Source organism: Sphaerisporangium sp. NBC_01403, from assembly GCF_045040145.1.
GTDB lineage: Bacteria > Actinomycetota > Actinomycetes > Streptosporangiales > Streptosporangiaceae > Sphaerisporangium > Sphaerisporangium viridialbum.
Window position 1 is genome coordinate 3,551,863 of the sequence record NZ_CP109534.1, and the last position, 14,180, is coordinate 3,566,042.

The 14,180-nt window shown below is 71.4% G+C and carries 9 protein-coding genes; 2 read left to right on the forward strand and 7 right to left on the reverse strand.

The window, feature by feature from the left end:
- Window positions 1-294: 294 nt before the first annotated feature.
- Together OG589_RS16380 and OG589_RS16385 are read right to left on the reverse strand one after the other, a co-directional pair.
- A complete protein-coding gene (locus OG589_RS16380; protein WP_405149955.1) occupies window positions 295-2,688 on the reverse strand; it encodes a discoidin domain-containing protein in 2,394 nt (797 codons plus the stop codon).
- Between the two features lie 496 nt (window positions 2,689-3,184).
- Complete coding sequence (locus OG589_RS16385; RefSeq protein ID WP_405149957.1) at window positions 3,185-4,609, reverse strand: NAD-dependent succinate-semialdehyde dehydrogenase; 1,425 nt, start codon at window positions 4,607-4,609, stop codon at window positions 3,185-3,187.
- Between the two features lie 344 nt (window positions 4,610-4,953).
- Between OG589_RS16385 and OG589_RS16390 the strand changes: the two genes are divergently transcribed.
- Window positions 4,954-6,138, forward strand: a complete 1,185-nt coding sequence (locus OG589_RS16390) for an acyltransferase family protein (protein WP_405149959.1) — start codon at window positions 4,954-4,956, stop codon at window positions 6,136-6,138.
- Between the two features lie 9 nt (window positions 6,139-6,147).
- Here OG589_RS16390 and OG589_RS16395 read toward each other — a convergent pair whose 3' ends face one another.
- Window positions 6,148-7,125 (reverse strand): helix-turn-helix domain-containing protein, encoded by a 978-nt coding sequence (locus tag OG589_RS16395; RefSeq protein ID WP_405149961.1) that lies wholly within the window; start codon window positions 7,123-7,125, stop codon window positions 6,148-6,150.
- A 71-nt stretch (window positions 7,126-7,196) separates the two neighbouring features.
- Between OG589_RS16395 and OG589_RS16400 the strand changes: the two genes are divergently transcribed.
- Window positions 7,197-7,655: a rhodanese-like domain-containing protein gene (locus OG589_RS16400; protein WP_405149963.1), complete on the forward strand. Its 459-nt coding sequence runs from the start codon at window positions 7,197-7,199 to the stop codon at window positions 7,653-7,655.
- A gap of 49 nt (window positions 7,656-7,704) precedes the next feature.
- On the opposite strand, the gene OG589_RS16405 is transcribed toward OG589_RS16400, so the two are convergent.
- From OG589_RS16405 to OG589_RS16420, 4 genes are all read right to left on the reverse strand, one after another.
- Complete coding sequence (locus OG589_RS16405; protein ID WP_405149965.1) at window positions 7,705-8,982, reverse strand: MFS transporter; 1,278 nt, start codon at window positions 8,980-8,982, stop codon at window positions 7,705-7,707.
- A gap of 263 nt (window positions 8,983-9,245) precedes the next feature.
- Complete coding sequence (locus tag OG589_RS16410) at window positions 9,246-10,010, reverse strand: hypothetical protein (protein WP_405149966.1); 765 nt, start codon at window positions 10,008-10,010, stop codon at window positions 9,246-9,248.
- Between the two features lies 1 nt (window position 10,011).
- On the reverse strand, window positions 10,012-11,292 hold the full coding sequence (locus OG589_RS16415) for a hypothetical protein (protein WP_405149967.1): 1,281 nt from the start codon (window positions 11,290-11,292) through the stop codon (window positions 10,012-10,014).
- A 151-nt stretch (window positions 11,293-11,443) separates the two neighbouring features.
- Window positions 11,444-13,696 (reverse strand): BTAD domain-containing putative transcriptional regulator, encoded by a 2,253-nt coding sequence (locus tag OG589_RS16420; RefSeq protein ID WP_405149968.1) that lies wholly within the window; start codon window positions 13,694-13,696, stop codon window positions 11,444-11,446.
- Window positions 13,697-14,180: the final 484 nt, after the last annotated feature.

Consider the following 14,180-nt stretch of genomic DNA (forward strand, 5'->3'; position numbering starts at 1 on the left):
CGGCCCTGTACGACAGAGGGGGACCAGATGGGCGAGAGGCGGAAAAGACACGACCGCAGGCACTCGGACCGTGAACGACGGGAATGGCTGCGGCTGGGGCTCGAGATCACGCTGGTCGCGTGGCGGACGGCGCTCGCCGTCTGGACCAGCCTTCACCAGTGAGGGGCGGCGTCCGGGAGCCGAGCCGGACGCGGACCTCGGCGGCGGCGTCACCAGATGCCGCCGCCGAGTCGTATCACACCGGCTCCGGCCCCACGAGGTCGCAGGAGCCGCGTGCCCGGAGCCGGCGTCGCGTCAAGCCCCGTAGACCTCGAACTCCGACAGCTGGGCCGCGGGCCAGCCGGTGTTGGCGGTGAAGTTCAGCCGCACGTACCGGGCCGAGGTCTGCGCGAACGAGATCGTCACCGAGTTCCCCGACGACGGACTGAAGTTGTACCCGGCGGAGCCCACGATCGTCGTGAACGACGAACCGTTCGAACTGCCCTGCACCGACAACGTCTGCGTACGCGCCTGCCACGCCGAGGACGGCGGAAGCTTCAGCACCACCCGGCCGACCGACGCCGCCGCCCCCAGATCGACCTGCACCCACTGCGGGAACGCGTTGTTGACGCTCTCCCAGTAGCTGTTGGCGTCCCCGTCCACGACGTTGGAGGAGCCGAGGTTCTGCACGTGGCCGCTCTCGGACGTCGCCTTGCCCCGCGCCAGGTTGGTGTTCGGCGCCGCGTCCGTGGTCACGCTCACGGCGTTCGACGCGGCCGAGGTGTTGCCCGCGGCGTCCTGCGCGGCGACCGTGAAGCTGTACGCGGTCGCCGGGTTGAGCCCGGTCACCGTGTACGAGGTGCCCGTGGCGTTGACGACCGTGCCGCTGCGGAGCACCTGGTAGCCGGTCACTCCCACGTTGTCGGTGGAGGCCGTCCACGAGAGCGACACGGTGGTGGCCGTCTTCCCGGTCACCGTGAGGTTGCCCGGCGCGGTCGGCGGCTGCGTGTCACCGCCACCGCCGCCCGTGGTGCCGTAGATCTCGAACTCCGACAGCTGGGCCGCGGGCCAGCCGGTGTTGGCGGTGAAGTTCAGCCGCACGTACCGGGCCGAGGTCTGCGCGAACGAGATCGTCACCGAGTTCCCCGACGACGGACTGAAGTTGTACCCGGCGGAACCCACGATCGTTGTGAACGACGACCCGTTCGAACTGCCCTGCACCGACAAGGTCTGCGTACGCGCCTGCCAGGAGGAGGACGGCGGAAGTTTCAGCACCACCCGGCTTATCGAGGCCGCCGCCCCCAGATCGACCTGCACCCACTGCGGGAACGCGTTGTTCGCGCTCTCCCAGTAGCTGTTCGGGTCACCGTCCACCACGTTGGAGGAGCCGAAGCTCTGCACGTGGCCGCTCTCGGACGTCGCCTTCCCACGGGCCAGGTTGGTGTCGGCTCCGCCGTTCACCGTCGGTTGGGTGGGGCGGGTGGGGGTGAGGGCGATCTGGCCCTTGAGCATCCGGCCGCCGTCGCCGGTGAGGCGCAGGTAGTAGTCCGAGGAGCATGGGGTGCCGTCCTCGTCCAGGGCCAGCATGCCGGAGTTGGTGGGGACCATGGCCAGGGTCTCGGCGCTCTTGGCGATCTGGTTGCCTTCGTTGTATTCGTCGAACATGGAGATGTAGATGCCCTGGGCGCCGACGCGGACCATGTTGTAGAACTGGCGCCACATGAAGTCGCCGTGGGCGCGCTGGCGGCTCTTGACGTCGCCGGGTAGGACGCAGGGCTGGTAGTCGATGCCGTGGGCGTTGCAGTCGGCTTGGTCGGGTGCGTTGATGTTGGTGTAGAACCTGTCGGTGTCGGCGATGTTGCCGATGCGCCCGACCATCCAGGGCGAGATCATGTTGAAGGCGCGGTAGACGTCGCCGAACCCTGGGCGTGAGTCGTTGATGCCTTCGCGCCAGTAGGTGGGGACTCCGCCCATGACGTAGTAGCCCTGGTTTTTGAACCAGTTGAGGACCTCTAGGCAGGGGGCGGGGGCGAAGGGGCGTTGCGGGTCGTTGAAGCCGAAGCCCCAGATGCCGACGACGGGTTTGCCGTTCTGTTTGGCGTAGGCGGGGGAGGCTGTCATGGCCGCCATTTTGTTGGTCCAGTCGGTTTTGATCTCCGGTTGCATGTTGGTCCAGTCGGAGACGTCGTACATGATGTAGAACTTGCGGCCGTTGGCCTCGGCGGCGGAGCGGACTTTGGTCGCCATGGCGTCGCGGGTGGGGCCTTCGCCGCCCATGGGGTTGAAGCGTTGCAGGGCGGCGGTGTCGATGTTGTTCTCGCGCATCCAGCGGAAGTGGGTGTCGACGGTCTGCTGGTCGTAGGAGGAGAACAGGGTGGCCGGTTGCCCGTTGCCGAGGTTGGCGTAGGCGGTGGGGTAGGTGCGCTGGTATTCGCGCGTGTCGGGCCAGGCCACGATCGTGGTGTTGGACGGGGAGGGGGGCTGGCCCATGTTGGCGCTCCAGTGCCACCATCCGTTGATCGGTGCGGTGTCGCCCGGGCAGGCGAACCATCCCTGGTATCCCACGGTGATCTTCCCGACCACATCACCCACCGGGCTGGCCGCGCTGGCGGCGCTGGTCAGCGCGGACGCCAGCTGCGACGACGACACCGCCGCCAGAGCGGACCCGGACACCACGGAAGTCATGAACCTCCGACGCGAGACGGCCACGTGAACTCCTTTTCGTTGCGGTGCGGACATCCGTGCTTCAACGCGCCGTCTGGGTGACGCGACGAGGCGGGAACCGCACGCCAGAAGGCACGCAGCGGCACGAGTCGTCCCCGACGCAACAGCGAACCGCTTGCATCATCCTGGCATTACTCGATACATCATTGCAATAGACGGAAATAGTTCTGAAATAACAAGCAAATGACGTGCAAGAACTTGCGACGACTCAGGCCATCCCGGCGAGTTCGCAGAGCACGAGGGAGCCCGCCACCGCGGCGTACAGGTGGCCGAGACGGCGGGGCGGGCGGCGGCGGCGCGAGGCCCGCGGGTCCTTCGGAGTGCGGACGCGGACGGCGGGCCGGTTGGCGCCTGAAGGCGGCGTCGAAGGGGCGCTTTCAGCGGCGCGCCCGGACCATCGACGGGGTTCGATCCACCTGAACGGCAACGGCCCGCCCTACCGGGCGGGCCGTTCGGCGCTCACTTCACAGCCCGGCGAGCGTCAGCCGGTCGCGAAGCCGATCGCCGAGGTGGTCTCGAAGGTCCTGATCAGCTTCTTGTTGACGAACTCCTGGATTCCCAGGTCGGACAGCTCACGCCCGTACCCCGAGCACTTGATGCCGCCGAAGGGCAGCTCGGGGCACGAGGAGGTCGGGTGGTTGATCCAGACCATGCCCGTGTCGAGCCGCTCGGCCATCCGGTGGGCCCGGTCCAGGTCCCTGCAGAAGATCGCGCCGCCCAGGCCGTACGGGTTGTCGTTGGCCAGCGAGACCGCCACGTCGTCGTCCGCGACCTGGTACACCACGGCGACGGGGCCGAACAGCTCCTCGTGATAGGCCCGCATCCCCGGCCGGACCTCGGTGAGGATGGTCGCCTCCATGAACGCGCCCGGCCGGTCGAGGCGCCCGCCGCCGATCACCAGCTTGGCCCCGTGGGCCACCGTGTCCCGCACCTGGCTGACCAGGTTGTCGACGGCCTCCTCCGAGGAGAGCGGCCCGAGGGTCGTCGCCGGATCCATCGGATCACCGGGGACCAGCCTCGCGAACCGGTCGCGCAGCCGCTCGACGAACTCCTGGTAGAGATCCGCGAGGATGATGAACCGCTTGGCGCTCACGCAGCTCTGCCCCATGTTCGACAGCCGTCCGACCACGGCCGCGTCGACGGTGCGCTCGAAGTCCAGGCCGTCGAGCACGATGAACGGGTCGCTTCCCCCGAGCTCCAGCACGGTCTTGTCGATGTTGCGGCCGGCCCGCTCGGCCGTGCGCGCGCCGGCGCGGTCGCTGCCGGTCAGCGAGACGCCCTGCACCGCCGGGTTGTCGATCACCCGCCCGATCCCGGCGGCGGGTACCAGCAGGTTCGTGTAGACGCCGTGCGGGGCGCCGGCGTCGCGGAACAGGCGTTCCAGCATGATCGCCGACTGCGGGCAGTTGCTGGCGTGCTTGAGCAGGATGGTGTTCCCCGCGACGAGGTTCGGGGCGGCGAAGCGGGCCACCTGGTAGAGCGGATAGTTCCACGGCATGATGCCGAGGAGCGGCCCGAGCGGCCGGTTGGCCACCACGGCCGTGCCCTCCTCCATCGGCAGCGGCCGATCGGCCAGAAGATCCGGGCCGTGCTCCCCGTAGTAGCGCAGGATGTCGGCGACGAGGTCCACCTCCCCGTAGCTCTCGCCGATGCGCTTGCCCATCTCCAGGGTCACGATGCGGGCGAACTCGTCGCGGCGCTCGATGATCAGCTCGCCCGCCATGCGGACGACGGCCGCGCGCTCGGCGGGGGCGAGCCCCCGCCAGGCCTGGAAGGCCTCGTGGGACGCCTCGACGGCCCGGTCGACCGCCTCTTCTGTCATCGCGGAGAACTCGCGAATCACCTGGTCGTTGTACGGGTTGACGCTGGCGATCGATCTCCGCGTGACGGATGGCGTAGCGGTCATGATCACTCCTCCGCTCGTTCCGGACGGCGGCGGCCGGGCGCGACGGCCACGCGGCGGGTTGATCACCGGGCCGGATCGGCGCTCCTGACCGGCAACAGGGCCTCTCCACAGGGGCCTCGCGCCCCCGGCCCGCGGCCGGTCTCAGAAGCGCGGACAGGTCGTATCACGATCGGTCGTTACGTCCGGGCTGCCGGACTACAGACTCGTCTTCACGCTACCAACCGCGCGTCCGGACGTTCGCGCGGGGCGACGTCGCTCGGCGGAGAGCCGTCACCGGCCTGTGACGCCCGCTATGTTGACTCCTGATCGGGTTCGAGCCGAGCCCGTTCGGTAAGTTGGTGCGGGTGTCGATCGCCAGGACCGTGACCACACCCGCCATGACGTCCTCTTCGACCCGTCTCGCCTGGCTTGACGCGCTACGGGGCATCGGGGCGATAGCCGTGCTGGCCGAGCACATGCTGCCCTGGGTCGTCCCGTCGCTGCGCCCCTACTGGTTCAACGCCGGGCTCTACGGCATCCTCGTCTTCTTCCTGGTCAGCGGGTACATCATCCCCGCGTCGCTGGAGCGGCACGGGGACGTCAGGGCCTTCTGGATCAACCGGGTCTTCCGCCTCTACCCGATCTACCTCGTCGTCATCGGCCTGGTCCTCGCCCTGGCCTGGTGGATACCGGTACGCGGGGCCGTGCCGCGCGAGCCGTCCACGGTGGTCGCCCACGCGACGATGCTGCTGGACGTGATCGGCGTCGGCGGCGTCGTGGACACCATGTGGACGCTGTCGTACGAGATGGTGTTCTACCTGCTGGTGACCGCGCTGTTCGTGAGCCGGGTGCACCAGCGCAGCGGTGTGCTCGCCCTGCTGTTCGGCCTGACGGCGCTGGCCACCGCGCTGGTGCTGCCCGGCCCGCCGCTCGCGGGCGGCTGGCTGGCCTGGGCCTCGGGCGCGGTGTTCGCGGTGGGGCTGGCCTGCGTGATCTCCGACCGCCTCCGTACGGCCGCCGCCTGCGTGCTGGGCGTGACGGCACTCGTCCTGCTGCTGCTCAGCAGCAGGGTGCCCTGGTTCGGCGTGGTCATCGTCGCGGTCATGTTCGCCGGCACGGCGATCTACCGGTGGGAGCGCGGCGCGGGCGCCTTCTGGCCGGTGATCGCGACCGTGGTGCTCGTGGCGCTCACGCCGGTGTGGGCGGTCCAGGGTGGCTGGTGGTGGATCCGGCCCGACGTCTGGATCACCACGATCGCGCTGGCGGGCGCGACGTTCGCGGGGGCGATGGCCCTGAGGCACCGGCGGGTCCCCCGATTCCTCACCTGGCTCGGGCTGATCAGCTACTCGCTCTACCTGCTGCACCACCCGCTGCTGAAGTACTACGTCGCGCTGACCGGGGACCTGCGCTGGTCTCCGCTCCCCGTGCAGCTCCTCATGGCCACGCTCTTCGTGGCCGTGGTGCTGCCCGCGAGCTGGCTGACCTACCGCTTCGTCGAGAGGCCGATGCAACGCGCCGGCCACCGCCTGTCCCGCCGCCTCGCCGCGTGATGCGCCGCTTTAGGGCGCGGCCGTGCGGAAGGCGCGCCTGTACGCCGACGGGGACGTGCGCATCGCCCGTACGAAGTGCGACCGGAAGGTCACCGGGCTGGCGAACCCGACCGTGCGGGTGATCTCCTCGATCGGCGCGGAGGTCTTCTCCAGCAGCGGAAGGCTGGCCTGGATCCGCTGGGCGATGAGCCAGCGGATCGGGCTGGTGCCTGCGCGGCGCGCGAAGTGCCGCAGGTAGGTGCGGGCGGACATGTGAGCCCGGCCGGCGAGGGTCTCCACGGTGATCTCCTGCCCCAGGTTGGCGAGGGCCCAGGCCATGCTCCGGGCGATGCGGTCGTCCTCCAGGTCGCGCGGCACCGGCGCCTCGATGAACTGGGCCTGCCCGCCCTCGCGATGCGGCGGGACGACGAGCCGCCGCGCCACCGTGTTCGCCACGGCCGGGCCGTAGTCGAGGCGCACCAGGTGCAGGCACAGGTCGAGGCCCGCGGCGCTGCCCGCGCTGGTGAGCACGTCGCCGTCGTCGACGTACAGGACGTCGGCGTCCACCTTCACCAGGGGGAACCGGCGTCGCAGCAGGTCGGCGTACTGCCAGTGGGTGGTCGCGGGGCGGTGGTCCAGCAGGCCGGCGGCGGCCAGCGCGAACGCCCCCGAGCAGATGGACACGATGCGCGCGCCCCGGTCGTGCGCCAGGCGCAGCGCCGCGACGAGCTCGGGCGAGCACTCACCCCACACGTCGCCGACCCCCGGGACGATCACGGTGCCCGCCGAGGCGAAGACGTCCAGGCCGTGCTCGGTGCCGATGGTCGCGCCGCCGACGATGCGCAGCGGGCCCGGCCGCTCCGCGCACACCTTCAGGTCGTACCAGGGCACGTCCAGCTCGGGACGGGGCAGCCCGAAGACCTCGGTGACGATGCCGGTCTCGAACGGCGACATGCCCTCGTACGCGAGGACGGCGACGGACGGGCCGCGTTCCCGCCGGATCAGCATGGCGGGATCCTATCGATGGTAGCCGTTCATGCCACTGTCGGCCCGGCGCGCGGGCGGGAAGGATCGTCGGCATGTCCGCTGTCCTCTCCACCGCTCCGGCCCGCCCAGACGAGGCCGCCGCCCACTTCGCCGCCCGCCTGAGCTTCGAGGCCGACGTGTCCGACGTGCACGCCGATCTCGAGGCCGGGGTCCCCGGGCTGATCGTGATCGACTCGCGGAGCGCCGAGTCCTGGGAACAGGGCCACCTCCCCGGCGCCGTGCACCTGCCCACCGCCTGGATCCCCGAACGGGCGCCGGCCCTGATCCCCCGGGACGCGGTGGTGGTGACGTACTGCTGGGGCCCGGGATGCAACGGCGCGACCAGGGCCGCCCTGGCACTCGCCCGGCTGGGCCACCGGGTCAAGGAGATGATCGGCGGCTACGAGTACTGGGTGCGCGAGGGCTTCGCCGTCGAGAGCGGGGCCGGGCGGGTGATCCGGCCCGCCGACCCGCTGACCGCGCCCGTCGGCGCGATCGCCTGCGGCTGCTGAGACCAGGAGCGTCCTGGCGTCGGGTGTCGGTCCGAGGTCCCGCCCGGCGTCAGGCCGGGCGGGATTCCTCGCTCGGCTGGACGACCTCGGCGGGCACGTCCGCCCGGTCGCCGGTGAGCGTCCGCCACGCCAGCACGGAGGCGAGGAACAGGATCGCCGCCTGGAGGTCGAGCAGGCCGAGGGTCGGGATGAAGCCGACGAGCACGCCGGCGAGCAGCATGCCGAGGGCCTGCAGGCCGTCGGACAGGGCCAGGAAGCTGCTCATCACCCTGCCGCGCAGGTCGGCGGGCGTGGCGCGCTGCACCACGGACAGCCAGCCCGCCATGATCCACACTCCCGGCGCTCCCGCCAGGATGAACAGCCCGACGTAGACCCACAGCGCGGTGGTCAGCAGCGCGGAGTTCCAGATGACCAGGCTGATCAACGCGAAGATCATCAGGCCGTGGCTGACGAACTGGTTCATGTTCAGCCTGCGGGCGATGACCCCGGCCAGCGCGCCGCCGATCAGCCCGCCGACCGCCTGCACGCCGCGGAGCAGGCCCGCCTCGGACTCGCCCCCGCCCAGCAGGTCGGTGACGAACAGCAGGAAGAGGATGACGAACATTCCCTGGGCGACGGACATGAGGCTGACGACGATGGTGACGGCGCGCAGCCGGCCCGACGCCCAGATCGTCCGCAGGCCGGCCACCGACTCCCGCCAGAACGCGGTGCCGGGGCCGGGCGGGGGGCTGGCGGACCGGGTGCCCGAGATCGTCATCACCAGCGGCACGGTCAGGACGAGCGGCGCCACGACCGCGGCCACCACGCCGTTGATCCCGGCCCAGGTGAGCATCAGCCCGCCGAGCGGGCTGCCGACCAGGCGTCCGAGGTTGGAGTTGAGGCTGATCGTCGCGTTGGCGGTTACGAGCTGGGCCGGCGCGACCACGGTCGGCAGCAGGGCGTTCTTCACCGACTCGAACATCGCGGTGAGCCCCGCCTCGGCCGCCGCGACCAGGTAGAGGATCCACAGGTGCCGCGTGTCCTGCACGAGAAGCAGCGGCAGCAGCAGGACGGCGCGAGTGATCGCGAGCCCGGCCAGGAACCGCGCGGGGTTCCACCGGTCGGCGAAGATGCCTGCCAGGGGCGTGAGCACCAGGCTCGGCAGCAGCCCGAGCATGGCCACGGTGGAGGTGATCAGCGCCGACCCGGTCAGGCTCAGTGCGTACAGCGGCACCGCGATGAGCAGGCCCCACCGGGTGACCTCGGTGAAGAAGCTGGCCGCCCAGAGCCGCAAGAAGGTCGGCTGTCGTAACGGGTGGGTGAGTGCGGGCCCTGCCTGGCTGCTCATCGAATCGGCTCTCCTGTCGCCTCGGCTCCCGGTAAACGCGCACACCGAATTCTGGCCGGGCGTCCCTCCTTCAGGCGCGCGTATTCGGGACGCGCAGGCGACGGAGCGAACCGAGCGGTCGGCGCTCGCACGCGGAGGAAGGGACTACTCCCCCGGCGCTCTCCCGATAAACTTTCCGCACCCGGCGCATCGGGAATCCGTGGAGTACGCACATGACCCTTTCGGTGAGACCGCGCGCCGCGTGAGACCGCGCGCGGCCGGTCTCACCTCGGGGGTCCGGCCGGTTCACCGCCGTTCGGACGTCCGTCCTCCAGGCAGGTGGCGGCCGGCGTGCCGGACGGCCACTGCGACTCTGAGGCGATCTTCTGCTCGGGCCTGGGACATTCCACGCGCGGTCCCGGGCGGGTGAACCACACGACCGCCAGGATCACCGCGACCAGCAGCACTCCGGCGGCGGCCAGGACCGTCCCCCAGCCGGCCCGCGGCCGTACGCGGTCGTCGTAGCCGCTCATCGGCGACACCTGCGCGGGCCGCCGCACGGGCGCGGCGGGGCGCCGGACGACCGGCGACCGCAGCGGGAAGTCCTCGCTGGGCTCCACCGTGAACCCCTCCTCGTCGCCGAGGAACCGGCGGTACGTGCCCAGCGACGCCTGGCGGCACACCCGCAGATCCTCCCGGTCTGGCTCGCCGACCGGCCCGTCCAGGCAGACGAACCCGTAGATCAGCTGCAGCGGGCGGCTGTGCTGGTCGCGCGGCTCCTGCTCGGAGGGCGGGGCGCCCGGCTCCGCGATGTCGGCCGAGGTGACCAGATGGGTGGCGTGCGCGACGGCCAGCCGGCGTCCCGCGCCGGTCACGACCTCGATGACGGTGGCCCGGTCCTGGTGGGGGCTCGGCACCACCGAGTCGTCCAGCACACCGTGGTCCCGCTCGGCGACGAGGAAGCCCGGGGCCAGCAGGGTCCGGTACCCGCGGTGGCGGCCCCGGGCGACCAGGAACGGCCAGCCGCGGGCGGAGGAGCCGTCGCCCATGTCAGATCCCGTCCCGGATGTGGCCGTCCGAGAGCCTGGAGTACGGCAGCCGGCCTTCCATCATGTCCACCTTGCGCCGCATGTCGTACAGGACCCTGCGCCGTGCCAGGCGGAGGGTCTCGACGCGCCGCTCGGCCTCGCTCAGCTCCTGGTCGAGGCGGATCCCGTCGTCCCCGCGCCCGCCCAGCCGGGAGTCCAGGAACAGCCCCAGCATGGACTCGCCGATGACCGCCGCCGAGGGGCCGAAGGCGGCCAGCAGCGCGCGCCCCGCCATCTGCCCGGCGAACAGGCTCGCGGAGGCCAGCGCCTCCAGGGCGCCCTGCCGGCTCCGCCTGCGCACCTCCGCGCTCAGAGCCGCCCGCGCCTCGCTGTTGAGCCGGCTCTCGACCTGGTCGAACATGTCGGGGACCACCGCGGACAGCGGGACATCCACGTTGGCCGGGTGCGCCGGGGCCCGGGAGACCTTGACGATCTCACCCCGCGCGTCGACCTCGGCGAAGCCGGGGCCCACCGCGCTCACCGGGATCAGCCGGACCACCCTTTCTGCGCTGTGCAGGCTCACCAGCGACCGGAACAGGTCGTTGGAGATGAGCAGGTTGTGCACGATGCCGAGCCGAGTGCTCTCATCGGGATGGAGCTCCGTCAGCAGATCCCATTTGGTGATGATGAAGCTGATCGGAGCCGTCGCCTCGATCATCACCGGAAGCAGTGCGTTGAGCGTCCGCTCCAGGTGCAGCGGCCCGGCGGGATGCCCGTCCAGGTGCTGCCTGATCCGGTATCCGTCGATCACGCCGATCAGCGCGTCCGCCGAGTCGATCTGGGCGAACAGCTCCTTCTGCCTGGTGGAGCCCGCGTCCTGGATCTCGGTGAGCAGCTCTCCCGCGTACTCCAGGTACTTCAGACGCAGGATCGTGAGCGCCGTGCCCGCCATGTGGGTCTTCACGGTGAAAGTGAACTGCCGGCTCTCCCCCTTGGCGGTGCCGCGCGGCCAGTCGCCGGAGGCCGCCGTGTCCACCATCTGGGCGTACCACTGGTTGAGCAGCAGCACGTCGTCGTGCGGAGCGGTGAGGAAGTAGCACTGGCCCGCGGGCGCCTTGAGCCGGTGGTACATGCTCGCGAGGAGCAGCGTCTTGCCGGAACCCTGCAGGCCCAGCGTCACCACCTGGAAGGTGGGGGCCTTCTCCTCCACGGTCAGCGGACGCCCGGTCCTCCTCCCGCGCAGCCACCGGCCGAGCAGGACGAGGCCGACGGCCACGAAGACCATCACCAAGAGGACGTTCACCGCACTTCCCCATCCCGGCGACCGCCGACGCGGTCGCCCTCGCATGCCGCCATGCGGGAGCACGCCGGCATGTCGCGGCGTCCTCCCGGTCATCCCGATCTTTCGCCGCGGGCGGGGGCCGGCGCATGAGTAGGCCCCTACTCAAACGCGGCTACGGGAACCGTTCGGGGTCCGCCTCCGGGACGCCGAGGTCGGTGAGGAGGTCCAGGGCGCGCTGCCACAGCTTCCTGGCCTGCTCGTGGCGGCCGAGATCGCGGTGCGCGCACGCCACCGCCTGCAGGGCGTTGCTGTGCAGGGTGCGGGCGTAGGTGTAGTGGGCGCGGGTGCGCAGGTGACGGTCCAGGGTCGCCGACAGGTGCAGGGCGTGGGCGGGCCAGCCGTGCCTGGCGGCGTGGACGACGGTGGCGAGCAGGTTGGTCAGCTCGGCGTCCAGCCATTCCACCGCGCGTGCCTGGTCGTGGAGGGCCTGCGCGGGCCCGGCGGGGGTGCGTACGGGAGGCGGGTGGCCGGGCTCGTGCGGATGGGCCAGGCCCATCGCGGCCGAGGCGGTGTGGATGTAGTGGTCGAACAGCCGGGTGAGCGCGGTGCGCCGGTCGGCGTCGGTGTCCTCGTCGGCCAGCGTGGCGGTCGCGTGCGCGCGTAGCAGGTCGTGGAAGCAGTACCGGCCCGGCACCGGCTCGTGCAGCAGGTGGGCGTCGACGAGGTCGTCCAGGAGCCGGCTCGCGTGCTGGGGGGTGGTGCCGGCCAGGGCCGCCGCGGCGTGGCGCTCGATGTCGGGCCCCGGGTGCAGGCCGAGCAGCCGGTACATGCCCTGCCTGCCGGGGCTGAGGTGGTGGTACGACAGGTCCATGGTGGCCGTGACGCTGAGCCGGCCGACCTCCAGCTCGCCGAGCCGGTGCTGGTGGTCGCGCAGCCGGTCGGCCAGGTGCGCCGGCGTCCAGCCGGGCCGGCCCCGCAGCCGGGCGGCGGCGATGCGGATCGCCAGCGGCAGCCGGCCGCACAGCTCGACGATCTCGGTGAGCAGCTCGGGCGGCTGCCCGGCCACGCGCCGCTCCCCCGCGCTGCTGGTGAACAGAGCGAGCGCGTCGCCACGCGGCAGGACGTCCAGGGACAGCGGCCGCACGTCCTCCAGCCCGGTCAGGCGCCTGCGGCTGGTCACCAGCGTCAGGCAGCCGGGCGCGCCGGGCAGCAGCGGACGCACCTGGGCCTCCTCGGCCGCGTTGTCCAGCAGGATGAGCACGCGCTTGCCGGCCAGCCGGCTCCGGTACAGCGCGGCGCGGGCGTCCAGGTCGTGGGGGATCTGCTCGCCCGGCACGCCCAGGGAACGCAGGAGCTGTTCCAGGGCGTCGGCCGGGTAGACCGGCGACACCCCCTGCGTGAAGCCGTGCAGGTCGACGAACACCTGCCCGTCGGCGAACCCCCCGGCCAGCCGGTGCGCGGCGTGCACCGCGAGGGTGGTCTTGCCGACCCCGGCCATGCCGTCGATGGCGCCGATCACCGGGGCGCCCGGCCGGTCGGCCTGGTGCACGAGCGCGCGCAGGCGGGCCAGCTCCGCCGCCCTGCCGGTGAAGCTCGGGATGTCCCGGGGAAGCTGCCGCGGCACCGGGGGCGGGCCGGGCCGGGCGCCGGCCCCGACCACGGGCGGGGCCAGGTCGGGGTGACCGGTCAGTATTTGGCGGTGCAGCCGCTGCAACGGCGGGCTCGGCTCGACGCCCAGCTCCCGCACCAGCTGCCCGCGCAGGTCGCGGTAGGCGCGCAGGGCCTCTGCCTGGCGGCCGGAGCGGTACAGGGCGAGCATCCACTGGGCCCGCAGCCGCTCCCTGAGCGGCTGCTCCGCCACCAGCTCCCCCAGCTCGGCGAGCAGGTCGCCGTGGTTGCCGAGTGCGAGCTGGGCATCGATCCAGGTCTCCTGCGCGGCGGCCTTGCGCTCCTCCAGCCGGATCAGCTCGGCTCCCAGCCGGGGATCCAGCGCGACGTCCTCGAACGGCCGGCCGCGCCACAGCCCGAGCGCCCGCCGCAGCCGTTCCGCCGCGAGCACCGGCCGCCCGCCGGCCATGGCCTGCTGCCCCTGGGCCACGAGCTCCTCGAAGGTCAGCAGGTCGAGGTCGGCCGGGGAGAGCCGCATCTGATAGCCGCCTGGCACGGTGGACAGAAGCGGGGCATCGGCGGGGTCGGTGAGCCCGAGCACCCGCCTGAGGGCGGACACGTAGGTGCGCAGCGCGACCGCCGCCGTACGAGGTGGCCGCTGCGGCCACAGAGCCTCGACCAGCCGGTCGACGTGCACGGGCCGATTGACGTTCAGCAACAGGACCGCCAGCAGCGCGCGCTGCTTGGCCGCGCCGAGCCGGACCAGCCGATTGCTGCCGGAGCGGGCCTCAAGCGTGCCGAGGACACGAAACCGCATGGCCCGCCACTATCACACAGTCCTCACAAATAGCTGCGGCCGGGGTCGTCCTGTTCTTCGGCGTCATATATTCGCCTCTCCCGCGATTTGGGACCTGGCCTTCCGGCCCCATTACGAATGACGGCGATGGAGGCTCGCGTAACGCGTTCCCCGGTCATCGTCCGGCACTTCGCGATCGGTTCTCAGGTCATCGTTCGCCACATCGCGACCCCTTCCAAGGTCATCGTTCGCCACATCACCCCGCATTTCTCCGTGGTTCCTCGCGTGTCACGTCGGTTGTGAGTGTTTCTCGGATCCTGAGACCCGCGCGCCGCGCCGGCGAGGCCGGCGGGCCTGCGTGGTGGATCGGCAGGTGAAAGGCCCAGTGGAACACGCGGGCGCCGCGATCGACCCGGCCGCGCGCCGCCCGCTCCGTCCACCTGGTGACCGCCCCGTCTCACTGCATGAAATGCGCGCACCCCTCATGTCAAGCCGCGGCCTTACC

Excerpts from the sequence above, each read along its gene's own strand:
- OG589_RS16400 (WP_405149963.1), top strand. The coding sequence starts at position 7,197 with ATGTCCGCTGTCCTCTCCACCGCTCCGGCCCGCCCAGACGAGGCCGCC.
- OG589_RS16410 (WP_405149966.1), bottom strand. The coding sequence starts at position 10,010 with ATGGGCGACGGCTCCTCCGCCCGCGGCTGGCCGTTCCTGGTCGCCCGG.
- OG589_RS16420 (WP_405149968.1), bottom strand. The coding sequence starts at position 13,696 with ATGCGGTTTCGTGTCCTCGGCACGCTTGAGGCCCGCTCCGGCAGCAAT.
- OG589_RS16385 (WP_405149957.1), bottom strand. The coding sequence starts at position 4,609 with ATGACCGCTACGCCATCCGTCACGCGGAGATCGATCGCCAGCGTCAAC.
- OG589_RS16395 (WP_405149961.1), bottom strand. The coding sequence starts at position 7,125 with ATGCTGATCCGGCGGGAACGCGGCCCGTCCGTCGCCGTCCTCGCGTAC.
- OG589_RS16405 (WP_405149965.1), bottom strand. The coding sequence starts at position 8,982 with ATGAGCAGCCAGGCAGGGCCCGCACTCACCCACCCGTTACGACAGCCG.